Genomic DNA, 14627 nt, shown 5'->3' with positions numbered 1-14627 from the left:
TGCACGGGAAAAGACAGGGTGGGGCGGGGGCGCGGGGGCTCAGACCAGGGGGCCGTAGAGGTCCGGGCGCCGGTCGCGGAGGTAGGGGTTCAGCTCGCGGGAGGCCGCCAGGAGGGCGGGGTCGGCGTCGCCGACGATCAGGTCCTCGCCGTGTCCGGCGCGGGCGCGGGCGGTGCCGTCGGGGGCGGCGAGCACGGAGAGGCCGACGAACTCGAAGTCGCCCTCGGGGCCGGTCCGGTTGGCGTACGCGATGTAGAGCTGGTTCTCGAAGGCGCGCACGGGGACGACGGACTCGGCGACGATCTGCGCGGGGTGCATGAGCGCGGTCGGCACCAGGAGGAGGTCCGTGCCGGCCAGCGCGTGCGCCCGTACGTTCTCGGGGAACTCGACGTCGTAGCAGATCATCAGGCCGACGGTGAGGCCACCGACCTCCGCCTGCACGACGCCGTCCCCGCCGGGCGTGAACCACTTCCGCTCGAAGGAGCCGTAGAGGTGGGTCTTGCGGTAGTTGGCGAGCGGAGTGCCGTCGGCGCCCACGAGCCGCAGGGAGTTGTGGAGGACGCCGTGCCGCTCGGTGTTCCGCTCCGGATAGCCGTAGGCCACGGCCAGGCCGTGACGGAGGGCGACGGCCGCGACGGCGCGGGCGGAGGGGCCGTCGGCGGGTTCGGCCAGGCGGGTCATGTCGTCGCCGATGGCGTAGCCGGTGAGGAACAGCTCGGGGGCGAGCAGCAGGCCCGCTCCCGCGGCGGCGGCGCGGGCGGCGGCCTCGTCGAGGAGCTTGAGGTTGGCGGCCACGTCACCGGGCTCGCCGGAGCTCTGGAGCAGGGCGGTGCGCAGCGCGGGCATGGCGATCCTCGGGAGGTCCGGAGCGGAGGGGGAGACGTCAGAAACGGTACGTTTCCGCCCTCGGCCGGGACAAGGCGCGAGCGTTGCGGACCGACCGTCGAACCGTTGCGCGATCGTCGTTCCGGGCGGCGATTCGTTGCGTACGGTGTCCGCCGGGAGGGTTCACCGGACCTGCACCGCTCCCGCAGGGCTCCAGGGGCGCCCGGCCGGGAGGGATCGCGGGCCCGCGCGCGGGCGGGCCCCTACGGCGCCGGGCGGAGTCCCCGAGGGGGACCGCTCACGCGGGCGAACCCGAGGAGAAGCGCCGCAGCAGCGGCGAGAGCACCAGGACGGACTTGGTGCGCTCCACGAAGGGCTCGCCCGCGATGCGTTCCAGGACGCGCTCGAAGTGGCGCATGTCCGAGGCGAAGACCTGGACGACGGCGTCCGCGTCGCCGGTGACGGTCGACGCGGACACCACCTCGGGGTACCGCTCCAGACCCCGCCGGATGTCGTCCGGCGAGGTGTTGTGGCGGCAGTAGATCTCGACGAAGCCCTCCGTCTCCCAGCCGAGCGCCGCCGGGTCCACCCGTACGGTGAAGCCGGTGATGGCGCCCTCGGCCCGGAGCCGGTCCACGCGCCGCTTCACCGCCGGAGCGGAGAGTCCGACGAGGGAGCCGATGTCGGCGTAGGAGCGGCGGGCGTCCTCCGCGAGGGCGTGGACGATGCGTTCGTCGAGGTCGTTGAGTCGCACTGCGGGTGGATCACTTCTCTGCTGAGGACACGGGGGTCGTCGAGGGCTCCGCGGGCACCGAGGGCCCGGTCGTGACCAGTCGGGAGCGGCGCATGCCGTACAGGAAGTAGACCACGAGGCCCACGGCCATCCAGCCACCGAAATACTTCCAGGTGATCAGGTCGAGGCTGAGCATGCTGTAGACGCAGCAGAGGAGGCCCAGGACGGGGAAGACCGGTCCGAGCGGCACCTTGAACGAGCGGTCCATGTCGCGCCGGGTGCGGCGCAGCACCACGACGGCGACGTTGACCAGTGAGAAGGCGAAGAGCGTGCCGATGCTCGTGGCGTTGACCAGCTCGCCGAGCGGGACGGCGGCGGCGAGGACCCCGCAGAAGAGGGAGACGATCACCGTGTTGGCGCGCGGGCTGCCGGTCCTGGCGTGGACCTTGCCGAACACCTTGGGGACGAGGCCGTCGCGGGACATGGCGAAGAGGATGCGGGTCTGGCCGTAGAGGACGGTCAGCACGACGCTGGCGATCGACACGACGGCTCCGGCGGCGAGCAGCGTGCCCCAGAAGCTCTGGCCGGTCACGTCGTTCATGATCGCGGCGAGCGTGGCGTCGGTGCCCTCGAACTTCCTCCAGTCCCACGCGCCGATGGCGACGGCGGCGACGAGGACGTACAGCGCGGTGACGACGACCAGGGAGAGCATGATCGCCCGGGGCAGGTCGCGCTTGGGGTCCTTGGCCTCCTCGCCGGCGGTGGAGGCGGCGTCGAAGCCGATGTACGAGAAGAAGAGGACGGCGGCCGCCGCTCCGATGCTGTCACGGCCGAGCGGCAGGAAGTCCGCGTAGTTGCCGGACTTGAACCCCATGAAACCGACCGCGCAGAACAGCGCCAGCGAGACGATCTTGACGAACACCATGATCGCGTTGGCGCGGGCGGACTCCTTGGCACCGCCCAGCAGGAACACCATCGCGAGCACGACGACGATCAGGGCCGGCAGGTTGAACACGCCGCCGTCGCCGGGAGGCGCGCTCAGGGAGGCCGGGAGGGTGACGCCGATCGTCCCGTCGAGCAGTTCGTTGAGGTAGTCGCCCCAGCCGACGGCCACGGCGGCGACGGAGACGCCGTACTCCAGGAGGAGGCACCAGCCGCACACCCAGGCGATCAGCTCCCCCATGGTTGCGTACGCATACGAGTACGAGGACCCGGAGACCGGGATCGTACCGGCCAGTTCGGCGTACGAGAGGGCTGAGAAGAGCGCCGTGAGCCCGGCGAGGACGAAGGCCACGGTGACGGCCGGGCCCGCCTTGGGCACGGCCTCGCCGAGGACGACGAAGATGCCCGTGCCGAGCGTGGCACCGATGCTGATCATGGTCAGCTGCCCCATCGAGAGGGAGCGGCGAAGACTGCCGCCCTCTCCCTGTCCGCCCTCGTTGACCAGGGACTCCACCGGCTTGCGGCGGGTGAGGGCGTGAAGGGCGGAGGGCTTGGGGGCGACCGTGTCGTCGGCCGGTGGGGCTGCGCCGTGGTCCAGCACTGCGGAGGCTCCTTATCGCTGCCTGCGGAGGCGGGGCGGTGACCGCGGCGGTGCGCGGGCATGCCGGAGCACGCCCGCGGGGACGGGGACCGCCGAGCGGGCGGTCGCCGCCACTCCTGGTACGGGGCACGAGCCTAAGGGGCGGAGTTCGCACCCGTAATGCAGGGTTGTTGCGCAAGGGCGGCTGATCATTGCGCACTCGGGACACGAACGGGGGAACATTGCGCCGACCCGCATGAATCCGTACATCGGGGGCATGGAGCGACCACGCAACGCAGGGGCGCCTGTGCCGGGCGATCCGCTCCGCGAGGCCGGCGACCCCACGATCGGAGGCCCCGGTGGACTGGCTCGACCCGGAACCGTTCCTGCGCGGTACCGCCTGGCTGGACGGGAAGCGGCCCGTCCGGGCCGACCCCGACGACCTGGCACGGCTGCCGTGGGACGTCGCGGCACGGGCCGAGCTGCCCATCGGCGTGCGGATCGGTTTCACGGCCGCGCCCGGCACGCGCGCGGTGGAGCTGCGCTACCGGGCGGCCGTCCCCGACGACGACGACCCGCTGCGCGACCTGCGCCACTGCTTCGCGCTCTGGCGGGGGGCGCGCTTCGTCGGGGAGACCTGCGTCGCCCCGGCCGCCGAGACCACCGTCGAGCTGTCGCTCCCCCCGGGCGGCGGCGTCTTCACCGTCCACCTGCCGGAGGGCCAGGCCCCCGTGCCGCTCGGCCTGCGGGCCGTCGGCGGCGCCCTCTCCCCCGCGCCGCCCCTGCCCCGCTGGCTCGTCCACGGCGACTCCATCACCGAGGGCTGGTGGGCGACCCGCCCGGCCAGGGCCTGGCCCGCCGCGGCGGGCCGCCTCCTGGGGCTCGACCCGGTCAACCTGGGGTACGCGGGCGCGGGGCGCGGCGAACTCCCCCTCGCCGAGCACCTGGCGCGGCTCCCGGGCGACGTGATCACCCTCGCCTTCGGCACCAACTGCTGGTCCCGGGTGCCCGCGACGGCCGACTGGCTGTACGAGACCGTCCGGGCCTTCGTCGGCCTCGTCCGCCGGGGCCACCCCGACACCCCGCTGCTGATCGTCTCGCCCGTCCTGCGCCCGGAGGCGGAGCACACCCGCAACGCCCTCGGCGCCACCCTCGTGGAGCTGCGCCGGGCCATGGAGCGGGCGGGCCGGGACCTGGCGGCCGAGGGCGACGGGCATCTGCTCGTCCTTCCCGGCGGGCCGCTGCTCGGTCCGGAGCACCTGGCGGACGGCCTGCACCCGAACGACCGGGGGCACGCCCGGATCGCGGCCGCGGTGGCCGAGGTGCTGGCCGAGGTCCTGCCCCTCCCGGTCGCGGCGCCGCTGCCGTGAGCCGCGCGGGCGGACGGGAACGGCCGTGGGCCCCCGGGAGGCGACTCCCGGGGGCCCACGGGCCCGCTGACGCGCGGAGCTAGCTCCAGCTGGCGTGCAGCGGCTTGCCCTCCGCGTAGCCGGCGGCGGACTGGATGCCGACCACGGCCTTCTCCTCGAACTCGGCGAGCGAGCCGGCTCCGGCGTAGGTGCAGGAGGAGCGGACGCCCGCGACGATCGAGTCGATCAGGTCCTCGACGCCCGGACGCTGCGGGTCGAGGAACATGCGGGAGGTGGAGATGCCCTCCTCGAACAGCGCCTTGCGGGCACGGTCGTAGGCGGACTCCTCGGAGGTCCGGTTCTTGACGGCGCGGGCCGAGGCCATGCCGAAGGACTCCTTGTAGAAGCGCCCCTGGGCGTCCTGCTGGAGGTCGCCCGGCGACTCGTACGTGCCGGCGAACCAGGAGCCGATCATCACGTTGGACGCGCCGGCGGCGAGCGCCATGGCGACGTCGCGCGGGTGCCGGACGCCACCGTCGGCCCAGACGTGCTTGCCGTACTTCTTCGCCTCGGCGGCGCACTCCAGGACGGCCGAGAACTGCGGCCGGCCGACGCCGGTCATCATGCGGGTGGTGCACATGGCGCCGGGACCGACGCCGACCTTGACGATGTCGGCGCCCGCCTCGATCAGGTCCCTGACGCCCTCGGCGGCGACGATGTTGCCCGCGACGACCGGGACCCGGGGGTCGAGCGCCCGGACGGTCCGGACGGCGGAGATCATCGACTCCTGGTGGCCGTGCGCGGTGTCGATGACGAGCGTGTCGACGCCCGCGTCGAGCAGCAGCTTGGCCTTGCCCGCCACGTCGCCGTTGATGCCGACGGCGGCGGCGATGCGCAGACCGCCCCTCTCGTCGACGGCGGGGGTGTAGAGGGTCGCGCGGAGCGCGCCCTTGCGGGTCAGGATGCCGGCCAGCCTGCCGTCGGCGTCGACGGCCGGGGCGTAGCGCCGGTTCGCGGCGTCGAGGGTGTTGAACGCCTCGCGCGGGTCGATGTCCGCGTCCAGGAGGAGCAGGTCCCTGGACATGACCTCGGAGAGCTGGGTGAAGCGGTCCACCCCGGAGAGGTCGGCGTCGGTGACGACGCCCACCGGGCGCCGGTCCCCGTCGACGACGACGGCGGCGTCGTGGGCCCGCTTGGGCAGCAGGGAGAGCGCGTCGGCGACGGTCTGGTGCGGCTCCAGGACGATCGCGGTGTCGAGGACGTGGTGGCGGCTCTTCACCCACGAGACCACGTCGGTGACGACCTCGATCGGGATGTCCTGCGGAATGACGACCATGCCGCCGCGGCGGGCGACGGTCTCGGCCATCCGGCGGCCGGCGATCGCGGTCATGTTGGCGACGACCAGCGGGATCGTCGTCCCGCTCCCGTCCGGCGAGGAGAGGTCCACCGCCTGGCGGGAGCCCACGGCCGAGCGGCTCGGCACCATGAACACATCGTCGTACGTCAGGTCGTAGGGCGGCTTGACGTCATTGAGGAAACGCACGTGCTGACATCCCAGTCGTTCGGATCGGCCCCTAGGCATTTCAGCCAGGGGAAAAAGCACGTAGTTCATTGTCCCACGCCTGTACGCATACCAGACCCGGGCCGATCGTCCGAGGCTCACGGCAGGGGGTTCGTGCGATCCTCCGAAAACCCTCCCAGGGAGAGGAGGACGGAGAGGCGCCCGGGACTCTCGTCGGCGGCCGTGGCGAAGACCTCCTGGGCGGTCTCCCACTCGCGCGGCCGGGCCCCGGCGTACTCCCGCCAGCCGGTGACCACGAGGACGACCGGTCCGGGCAGGTCGGCGAGGGAGTCGGCCAGGGCGTCCCAGTTGCGGCCGAACCGTCCGGGCAGCGCGAGCGCCTCGGCGCAGCGGTCCATGAGGGCGGCCTTGTCCGTGACTCCGGTCAGGTCGAGGACGACGGGGTCGTCAAGCCTCATCCGTGACCACCTCCCGGAAGGTCTTGTAGTGGTCGTCGGTGTAGTACGTCTCGCCGTCCCGTCCGGTGACGATCCGGCGCGCCCCCCGGTCGCGTTCGCCGGGGGTCCTGACGGTGTACTCGTGGTAGTGGCCGCGCTCCCGGCGGGGCAGCACCCGCTCGAAGTTCGAGAAGACGGCACCGTCCCGGGCGTACGGGAAGGGGCCGCCGCGCGCGATGAGGGCGAGGGTCCCGCGTGCCTCGGGCGGCAGTTCGGAGGCGCGCACGAGGGGGAGGCCGGAGGCCCCGGTGGGCGGGGCGGCGGTCGGGCCGGGCGGGCGCGCGGACCGGCCCGGGGCGGTGGTGGCGGTCCCCGGGGCGGTGGTGACGGTCCCGGAAGCGGTGCTCGCGGGGCTCCGGGCGCCGTCGGTGGCCGGGGAGCACCCGGTGGGGAGACCGCCCAGGAGGACGGCGAGGACGAGCGCGAGGAGGACGCGCGGGGGCCTGGGCGACATGCCCCGAACATACCGTCGCGGGACGCTCCCGCCCCCCGCGCCCGGCGCTCAGTTGCCGTCGGGGTCCGTCCGGTCGAGTGCCGGGTGGGTGCCCGGGCTGGACTCGGTGAGCAGGTAGTCCGCCGCGGCGCGGTCGGTCACCAGGCTGGTGACGAGTCCGGAGCGGAGCACCGCGCCGATCGCCGCCGCCTTGCGCTGGCCGCCGGCGATGGCCACGACCTCGGGGATGCGGCGCAGCCGGTCCGCCTCGACGGTGATGCAGCGCTCGCCCAGGTCGCGGCCGACCCGGCGCCCGTCGGCGTCGAAGAGGTGCGCTGACATCTCGGCGGCGACGCCGAGCGAGGCGTAGTGGGCCCGCTCCTCGTCGGAGAGCATGTCGTGGACGGTCGAGATGCCCGGCTCCCAGGAACCGATGGAGACGCAGGCGACGGTCACCTTGTCGAAGTAGTCGAAGGCCCGCGCGATGCCCGTCTGGCCGCGCAGCGCGGCGGCCGTCGCAGGATCGGGAAGCAGCATGGGGGCGTAGATCGGGTGGGCCTCGCCGCCGGACACCTGGGCGGCCCGGCGGACGGCCTCGACGGAGCCGCGCTCGGCGGTCCCGGCGTCGTACACCCCGGTGAGCTGGACGACCGTGCAGGGAGGCAGGCGGTCGAGGGCCGCCGCCATGTGGATGGTGGAGCGGCCCCAGGCCAGGCCGAGGACGTCGCCCTCGGTGACCAGTTCGCCGAGCAGGTCGGCGGCGACCTCGCCGAGGTTCTCCGGGTCGGGCGACTCGTCCTCGCCCTCCGCCGGGGACTCGACGACGACGGCGTGGCGCAGGCCGTAGCGGGCGCGGAGCGCGTCGGAGCGCTCGGCGTCCAGCTCGGCCGGCACGCGGATCTCGATCCGCACGAGGTCGCGCTCCAGGGCGGTCTCCAGGACCCGGGCCACCTTGAAGCGGCTCACGCCGAACTCCTCGGCGATCTGGATCTTGGACTTGCCCTCCAGGTAGAAGCGGCGGGCCATGGCCGCCGCCTGCACCAGCTCCGCGGGGCCCATCCGCAGGGCTGACCGTCCCGCCGACATACCCGCCACCGCGATCTCCTCACTGCTGTTCACGTACCGCTTGCGCACGTACCGCTGTTCACGGACCCGAAGCCGTTCACCCTCCGGACCCGCCGTTCATCCTGTCAGAAACGACGTGCCTTGATCAGTCCTGCCGACGGCCCGACGGGCCGCGTTCACCCGCCGGAGACTCCGTGGCCACACGCCCACGCGGCCGAGGCCGTCGCGGTCTCGGCACGGTGGCGCAGCGAGGCGACGGCGGCGGCCGGGTCGGCCGCTCCGTACACCGCCGAGCCCGCGACGAAGACGTCCGCGCCCGCCTCGGCGCACCGCTCGATCGTGGACTCCGCGACCCCGCCGTCGACCTGGAGCCACAGCTCCAGACCGTGCTTGGAGATCAGCTCGCGGGTGCGGCGGATCTTGGGCAGCATGATGTCGAGGAACGCCTGGCCGCCGAAGCCGGGCTCGACGGTCATGATCAGCAGCATGTCGAGTTCGGGGAGAAGATCCTCGTACGGCTCGACGGGCGTGGCCGGCCTCAGCGCCATCGAGGCGCGGGCGCCCTTGGCCCGGATCTCCCGCGCCAGCCGCACGGGGGCCGCCGCCGCCTCGACGTGGAAGGTCACCGACCCGGCGCCCGCCTCCACGTACTGCGGGGCCCAGCGGTCGGGTTCCTCGATCATCAGATGGCAGTCGAGGGGGGTCTCCGTGGCCCGGGCGAGGGCCTCCACGACCGGCACGCCCAGCGTCAGGTTGGGCACGAAGTGGTTGTCCATCACGTCGACGTGCAGCCAGTCGGCGCCTTCGACGGCCTTGGCCTCCTCGGCGAGCCGGGCGAAGTCCGCGGACAGGATGCTGGGGTTGATCTGCGCCATGGGCCAAGCCTCCCACGTTCTTGGGCGGTTCTTTGCCGCCGGGCGGTTTCGATTCGGGCCCGGACCCGAATCGGTACGAACCGATGGGCCCGGGACCTGTACAGACCGGGATATTGCGGTCGGGTGATCGAAGGGTGGGAGGCCCGGGATCAGGCGGTGCGGCGCAGCAGCGCCAGGTACATGGCGTCCGTACCGTGCAGATGCGGCCACAGCTGGACGTCCGGTCCGTCGCCGAGCGCGGGGACGCCGGGCAGCAGCGGGCGGGCGTCGATCAGCTCGGCACCGCCGGTCTTCTTCAGGACGTCGTCGACGACCACCCGGGTCTCGGCCAGGTGTGGCGAGCAGGTCGCGTACCCGACGACGCCGCCGACGCGGACCGCGCCCAGAGCCTCGGTGAGCAGGGCGCGCTGGAGCGGGGCGAAGCCGTCCAGGTCCTCGGGGCGACGGCGCCAGCGGGCCTCGGGGCGGCGGCGCAGGGCGCCGAGCCCGGAGCACGGCACGTCCATCAGGACCCGGTCGAAGGAGCCGGGGCGCCACGGCGGACGGGTGCCGTCGGCGGCGATCACCTGGTACGGGCCGGGGTTCCCGGCCAGGGCGCGCTCGACCAGGCGGGCGCGGTGCGGCTGCTTCTCGGAGGCGAGGAGCGCGGCGCCCCGCCCGGCGGCGAGGGCGGCGAGGAGCGCGGCCTTGCCGCCGGGGCCCGCGCAGCCGTCGAGCCAGCGGGCGTCGGGACCGTCGAGGGGCGCGTTCGCGAGGGCGAGGGCGACGAGCTGGCTGCCCTCGTCCTGGACGCCGGCCCGTCCCTCCCGCACCGCCTCGATGGCACCGGGCTCGCCGCCCTCGGCCATCCGCACGGCGTACGGGGACCAGCGGCCCGGCAGGGTCTCGGTGGCCCCGGCCAGCTCCTCGGTGGTGGAGCGGCCGGGGCGCGCGACGAGGGTGACCTCGGGGCGCTCGTTGTCCGCCTCCAGGAGGTCCTCGATCCCCGCGCGGCCGCCGCCGAGCGAGTCCCAGAGGGCGGAGACGACCCAGCGGGGGTGCGAGTGGACGACGGCGAGGTGGTCCTCGGGGTCCTCGTCGTACGGCGGGGCGACCCGCTCCACCCAGGCGTCGAGGTCGTGCTGGGAGATCTTCCGCAGCACGGCGTTCACGAACTTGGCCCGTCCGTCGCCGAGGACCACCCGGGCCAGCTCGACGCTGGCGGAGACGGCGGCGTGGGTGGGGATGCGGGTCCCGAGCAGCTGGTGCGCGCCGAGCGCGAGCACGTCGAGCACGGGCGGGTCGACCTCGCGCAGCGGCCGGTCGACGCAGGCGGCGACGATCGCGTCGTACGTGCCCTGGCGGCGCAGCGTCCCGTACACCAGCTCGGTCGCGAGGGCCGCGTCCCGGCCGTCGAAGTCCCCGCCCTCGCGGGCCTTCCTCAGGAGCGGCGGCAGCACCAGGTTCGCGTAGGCGTCCCGCTCGTCGACCGCCCTCAGCGCCTCGAAGGCGAGCATCCGGACGGGGTCCTTCTTCGGCTTCCGGTAGGGCTTGTGGGGACGGCGACGTGCCTGCTCGCTCAAAGGTGCTCCGCGTGACGAAATGACGGGGTCGAACCCTTCCAGCCTACGTCCGCAGCGGCCCCGGCCGTACCCGGGGCCGCTGCGGGTCCGGGCTCCGCCCGCGCTCCGGGGCTACGCGCCCAGCCGCTCCCCGGGGGCGATCCGCACGCCCCGGGCCCAGTCGGCGGCCTTCATGGGCTTCTTGCCCTGCGGCTGGACCCAGAGGAGTTCGACGGCGTACGAGCCGGTGCCCGCGTACACGTTGTTCTTGCCCGCCGACAGCTCGCCGGGCGCCAGGTCGGCGCGGTCCGGCAGGGGGGTGACCTGGATCAGCTTCAGGCGCTCGCCCCGGAAGACGGTCCAGGCGCCGGGGGCGGGGGTGCAGCCGCGCACCATCCGGTCCACCCGCAGCGCGGGGGCGGCGAAGTCCACGTGGGCGTCCTCCACCTGGATCTTCGGGGCGAGGGTGACGCCCTCGGCGGGCTGCGGGACGGCCTGGAGCGTGCCGTCCTCGATGCCGTCCATGGTCGCGGCGAGCAGCCCGGCGCCGGCGAAGGCCAGCCGGGTGAGAAGGTCGCCGCTGGTGTCGGTCGGGCGGACGTCCTCGGTGACGACGCCGTAGACCGGCCCCGAGTCCAGGCCCTCCTCGATGAGGAAGGTGGAGGCGCCCGTCACCTGGTCGCCCGCCATCAGCGCGTGCTGCACGGGCGCCGCGCCGCGCCACGCGGGCAGCAGCGAGAAGTGCAGGTTGACCCAGCCGCGGGCCGGGACGTCGAGGGCGGCCTTGGGCAGCAGCGCGCCGTACGCGACGACCGGGCAGCAGTCCGGCGCGATCTCCCGCAGCCGGGCGAGGAAGTCCTCGTCACGGGGCCTGGCCGGCTTGAGGACCTCGATCCCCGCCTCCTCCGCCCGCTGGGCCACCGGGCTGGCGACGAGCCGCCGGCCGCGTCCCGCCGGGGCGTCCGGACGGGTGACCACGGCGGCCACCTCGTGCCGCCCGGAGGCGAGCAGGGCGTCCAGGGCGGGAACGGCGACCTCGGGGGTGCCTGCGAAGACGAGCTTCATGGATGGCGACTGCCTGTCTCTCCGGGGGCGTTGGGTCGACGCACCAGTCTAGGGCGTGCGCCGGAAGCGGCGTCGTCCGCCCGGGGAGCCCGGCGGTGTCCGGCGGAGGGGGCGTACGGGAGGGCGGGCGCCCCTCGCGCGTGCGTATACGCCCCCCGTAGCGTGACCCAACTCCCCGTGGCGCGTTGGTCAAGGGAGATTGACCCAAACGGGCCGCCGTTCCCCCTCGTGGCCCGCCCCATCAAACGCCGGTTCGAGAGGCTTTCACATGGCCGACCACGCAACCCACGACGCCCAAGCCCGGGCGAGTCTGCACCTGCTCGTGCGGGACATCGAGCGGGTCCGGCGGCAGGTGGACGCGCTGCGCACGCTCACGGCCCAGCTGGGCAATGTCTACCGCCCTCGCCGCTCCGGCCCGTCGACGGGCTTCGTCGTCTACGGGCGCGCGCCCGCCCCCACCGTACGCCTCGCCCAGGAGCTGCGGGACAGCGTCGAGACCCTGGTGACCGCGGCGGTCGACTTCGACCGCTCGCTCGGGTTCTCGTGGGACGCGGTGGGTTCCGCGCTCGGGGTCACCAAGCAGGCCGTCCACCGCCGCTACGGCGCCCGCCGGGCGTCCCGGCAGAGCACTCCCGTGCAGCAGGAGCACCCGGAGCCGGACGACACCCGTCCCGTTCCGACGGTCCCCGCCGCCCGTTCGATGCCGCCGCAGCCCTCCTCGGGCGGCTCCGCCTTCCGCGAGGACCCCCGCCCGTCCGTCCTCCCCGCGCCCCGCAACGTCTGACGCCACGCCCGGTACACGAGACACGACGGCCGCCCGCCCCTCAGGGGACCCGGGCGGCCGTCTCGCGCCCGGACGGGGGCGGCGCGTCAGCCGATGTCCGGCGGGTCCACCCGGATGCGCACCGGGTCCCCGCCGCCGCGTGCGAGGCGGGCCGCCCGGGCCTGTTTGAGCGCGGCCGCCAGGGCCGCCCCGCTCCCGGGCGGAACCCGGACCAGGGCGCGGTCCCACTGCTCGCCCGGCGGCGGGTCACCGGGGCGGCGGGCCGCCCCGGGACGGACCACGGGCAGCGGCACCGGGCCCAGCACCTCGGCGTCGGCGGGCAGTCCGGCCGACGCCAGGAAGCCTTCGACGGCCTCCGGCGGACCGGTCACCGCCGCCATCCGGGAGACCGGCGGGAAGCCCAGCTCGGCGCGTTCGGCCAGCTCGCGCTGGGCGTGCCCGACCGGGTCCCAGCGGACGAGCGCCTGCACGGGGCGCAGGGTCGGTTCGGCGACCACGACGACGGTGCCGCCCTCGGCCTGTCCGCGCACGAGCGAGGCCGCGTCGATCCAGCGGCGCAGCGCCTCCTCGCCGGCGCGCAGGTCGGGCCGGCCGAGCATGGCCCAGCCGTCGAGCAGCAGCGCGGCCGCGTAGCCGCCCTCGGCGACGGGTTCGGCGCCGGGGGTGGAGACGACGAGCGCGGGCCGCCCGGGCACCACGTCCAGGACGTGGTCCCGCCCCGAGGTGCGGACCGGCACCGCGGGGAACGCCCGGCCCAGCTCCTCCGCCGTCCGCCGCGCGCCGACGACCTGGGCGCGCAGCCGGGCCGAACCGCACTCCGCGCAGTGCCAGTCCGGGTCGTCCCGGCCGCACCAGCCGCAGCGCAGCTCCCGCTGTCCGGGGGCTTCGAGCGGCCCGGCGCAGTGCCGGCAGCGGGCGGGCGTGCGGCAGCGCTCGCAGGACAGCCTCGGCACGTACCCCCGGCGGGGCACCTGGACGAGCACCGGTCCGGTCTTCAGCCCCTCCCGTACGGTCTGCCAGGCCAGCGAGGGCAGCCGGGCCGCGCGGGCGGCCTCGTCGCGGGCGAGTTCGCCGTCGCCGACGGTGCGGATCAGGGGGGCGGCCGCGCGGACCTGCTCGCGTCCGGCGGTCAGCGCCCCGGCCCAGCCGGACGCGACGAGCTGGGCGGCCTCGACCGTGCAGCCGGTGCCGCCCAGGAGGAAGGCGCACCGGTCGTGGGCGGCGCGCAGCAGGAGCACCTCGCGCGCGTGGGGCTGCGGGGCGTGCGGTTCGCTGTGGCTGCCGTCGCCGTCGTCCCAGATGACGACGAGCCCGAGGTCGCGTACGGGGGCGAACATCGCGGCCCGGGTGCCGACGGCGGCCCGGACCGCTCCGCGCCGTACGGCGAGCCACCGCTCGTACCGCTTCTCGGGCCCCGCCTCGGCGGTGAGCAGCACGTGCCGGCCCTCGCCCAGGGCCTCGCTCAGCGCCGTGTCGACCCGGCCGGCGGCCCGCCCGTCCGGGACCACGACCAGGGCGCCCCGGCCCGAGGCGAGGGTCGCGGCGACGGCGCGGGCGATCTCCCCGGCCCAGTGGGGTCCCGGCAGCGCGTTCCACACGGCCCGGGGCGTCCCGCCGCGCGCGAGGGATTCCAGGAACGCCGGTCCCCGCTCGTACCGCGTCCAGCTCCCCGGCTCCGGCGGTCGCGGCGGCGGCAACGGCTCCGGCGAGGGGCGGCTCTCGGCGCGGGCGCTGCGCGGGGGCACGGCGAGCTGGAGCACGTCCGCGAGGCTGCCCGCGTACCGGTCGGCGACGGCCCGGGCGAGGCCGAGGAGTTCCGGTCCGAGGACCGGTTCCGGGGAGACGACGTCGGCGAGCGCGGCCAGGGGGCCGGAGTAGTCGGAGGTGGCGCGGCGCTCGACGAGGAAGCCGTCGATCAGCCGTCCGCCCTCCCGGCGCCCGTTCTTCACCTGGTGCGCCCCGGCCCCGAACCGCACGCGCACCCGCACCCCGGGCCGGGCGGCCCCGTCCAGCTCCTCGGGGACCGCGTAGTCGAAGAACTGGTCGAGGTGGAGCGCCCCCTTGTTGACCACGACGCGCGCGACGGGCAGCTCCTTGGCCACCGGCGCCCCCCGCCACGTCCGCGGCTTGGCGCGCGGCACCTTCGCCTTCCGCACGGTCTCGCGGATGAGCGCGAGCTGCTCGGGTTCGTCGGAGGGCTTCTCGTTCTGGCTGCTCACAGCCCCATACCTACCAGACGCCACCGACAGGCCGGACGGACCGGAGCCCGGCACCCCCACGGGGTGCCGGGCTCCGGTCGTGCGCGTCCGGGACTACAGTCCGGCGGCGTTCCTGAGGGCGTCGACGCGGTCGGTGCGCTCCCAGGTGAAGTCGGGCAGCTCACGGCCGAAGTGACCGTAGGCGGCCGTCTGCGCGT

General features: G+C 74.8%; 13 protein-coding genes. 2 read left to right on the top strand and 11 right to left on the bottom strand.

Annotated features, from left to right (window positions below; genetic code table 11):
- Window positions 1-39: 39 nt before the first annotated feature.
- From ACFYZY_RS26105 to ACFYZY_RS26095, 3 genes are all read right to left on the bottom strand, one after another.
- Window positions 40-846 (bottom strand): carbon-nitrogen hydrolase family protein, encoded by an 807-nt coding sequence (locus ACFYZY_RS26105; RefSeq protein ID WP_388698594.1) that lies wholly within the window; start codon window positions 844-846, stop codon window positions 40-42.
- Between the two features lie 277 nt (window positions 847-1123).
- The gene (locus ACFYZY_RS26100; protein ID WP_015032260.1) at window positions 1124-1579 is read right to left on the bottom strand and encodes an Lrp/AsnC family transcriptional regulator; all 456 of its coding nucleotides are present in this window, start codon (window positions 1577-1579) and stop codon (window positions 1124-1126) included.
- Window positions 1580-1589: 10 nt separating this feature from the next.
- Window positions 1590-3101: an amino acid permease gene (locus tag ACFYZY_RS26095; protein ID WP_388698591.1), complete on the bottom strand. Its 1512-nt coding sequence runs from the start codon at window positions 3099-3101 to the stop codon at window positions 1590-1592.
- Between the two features lie 338 nt (window positions 3102-3439).
- Here ACFYZY_RS26095 and ACFYZY_RS26090 point away from each other — a divergent pair, with 338 nt between their 5' ends.
- Window positions 3440-4450, top strand: coding sequence for a GDSL-type esterase/lipase family protein (locus tag ACFYZY_RS26090; RefSeq protein ID WP_388698588.1), 1011 nt, complete (start codon window positions 3440-3442; stop codon window positions 4448-4450).
- A 79-nt stretch (window positions 4451-4529) separates the two neighbouring features.
- On the opposite strand, the gene ACFYZY_RS26085 is transcribed toward ACFYZY_RS26090, so the two are convergent.
- The 7 genes from ACFYZY_RS26085 to fmt all read right to left on the bottom strand — a co-directional run bounded on the left by ACFYZY_RS26085 (window position 4530) and on the right by fmt (window position 11427).
- Window positions 4530-5972 carry a GuaB1 family IMP dehydrogenase-related protein gene (locus ACFYZY_RS26085; protein WP_388698587.1) on the bottom strand — a complete coding sequence of 481 codons (1443 nt, stop codon included), beginning with the start codon at window positions 5970-5972 and terminating at the stop codon, window positions 4530-4532.
- Window positions 5973-6088: 116 nt separating this feature from the next.
- Complete coding sequence (locus ACFYZY_RS26080) at window positions 6089-6409, bottom strand: barstar family protein (protein WP_388698583.1); 321 nt, start codon at window positions 6407-6409, stop codon at window positions 6089-6091.
- On the bottom strand, window positions 6399-6902 hold the full coding sequence (locus tag ACFYZY_RS26075) for a ribonuclease domain-containing protein (RefSeq protein ID WP_388698581.1): 504 nt from the start codon (window positions 6900-6902) through the stop codon (window positions 6399-6401). The genes ACFYZY_RS26080 and ACFYZY_RS26075 overlap by 11 nt, the downstream gene beginning before the upstream one ends.
- A gap of 48 nt (window positions 6903-6950) precedes the next feature.
- Window positions 6951-8000 (bottom strand): sugar-binding transcriptional regulator, encoded by a 1050-nt coding sequence (locus ACFYZY_RS26070; protein ID WP_388698736.1) that lies wholly within the window; start codon window positions 7998-8000, stop codon window positions 6951-6953.
- 122 nt (window positions 8001-8122) lie between these two features.
- Window positions 8123-8821 (bottom strand): ribulose-phosphate 3-epimerase, encoded by a 699-nt coding sequence (gene rpe / locus ACFYZY_RS26065; RefSeq protein ID WP_388698579.1) that lies wholly within the window; start codon window positions 8819-8821, stop codon window positions 8123-8125.
- Between the two features lie 149 nt (window positions 8822-8970).
- Window positions 8971-10383 carry an RsmB/NOP family class I SAM-dependent RNA methyltransferase gene (locus ACFYZY_RS26060; RefSeq protein WP_388698577.1) on the bottom strand — a complete coding sequence of 471 codons (1413 nt, stop codon included), beginning with the start codon at window positions 10381-10383 and terminating at the stop codon, window positions 8971-8973.
- A 111-nt stretch (window positions 10384-10494) separates the two neighbouring features.
- Complete coding sequence (fmt, locus tag ACFYZY_RS26055) at window positions 10495-11427, bottom strand: methionyl-tRNA formyltransferase (RefSeq protein WP_388698574.1); 933 nt, start codon at window positions 11425-11427, stop codon at window positions 10495-10497.
- A gap of 268 nt (window positions 11428-11695) precedes the next feature.
- Here fmt and ACFYZY_RS26050 point away from each other — a divergent pair, with 268 nt between their 5' ends.
- Complete coding sequence (locus tag ACFYZY_RS26050) at window positions 11696-12211, top strand: hypothetical protein (protein ID WP_388698571.1); 516 nt, start codon at window positions 11696-11698, stop codon at window positions 12209-12211.
- An 86-nt stretch (window positions 12212-12297) separates the two neighbouring features.
- Here ACFYZY_RS26050 and ACFYZY_RS26045 read toward each other — a convergent pair whose 3' ends face one another.
- A complete protein-coding gene (locus ACFYZY_RS26045; protein ID WP_388698568.1) occupies window positions 12298-14430 on the bottom strand; it encodes a primosomal protein N' in 2133 nt (710 codons plus the stop codon).
- Window positions 14431-14627: the final 197 nt, after the last annotated feature.

Origin of the sequence: Streptomyces sp. NPDC001744, assembly GCF_042892575.1 — a bacterium.
Classification (GTDB): domain Bacteria; phylum Actinomycetota; class Actinomycetes; order Streptomycetales; family Streptomycetaceae; genus Streptomyces.
Note: the sequence above shows the minus strand (reverse complement) of the source record. Positions and strands in the feature narration are given on the sequence as shown.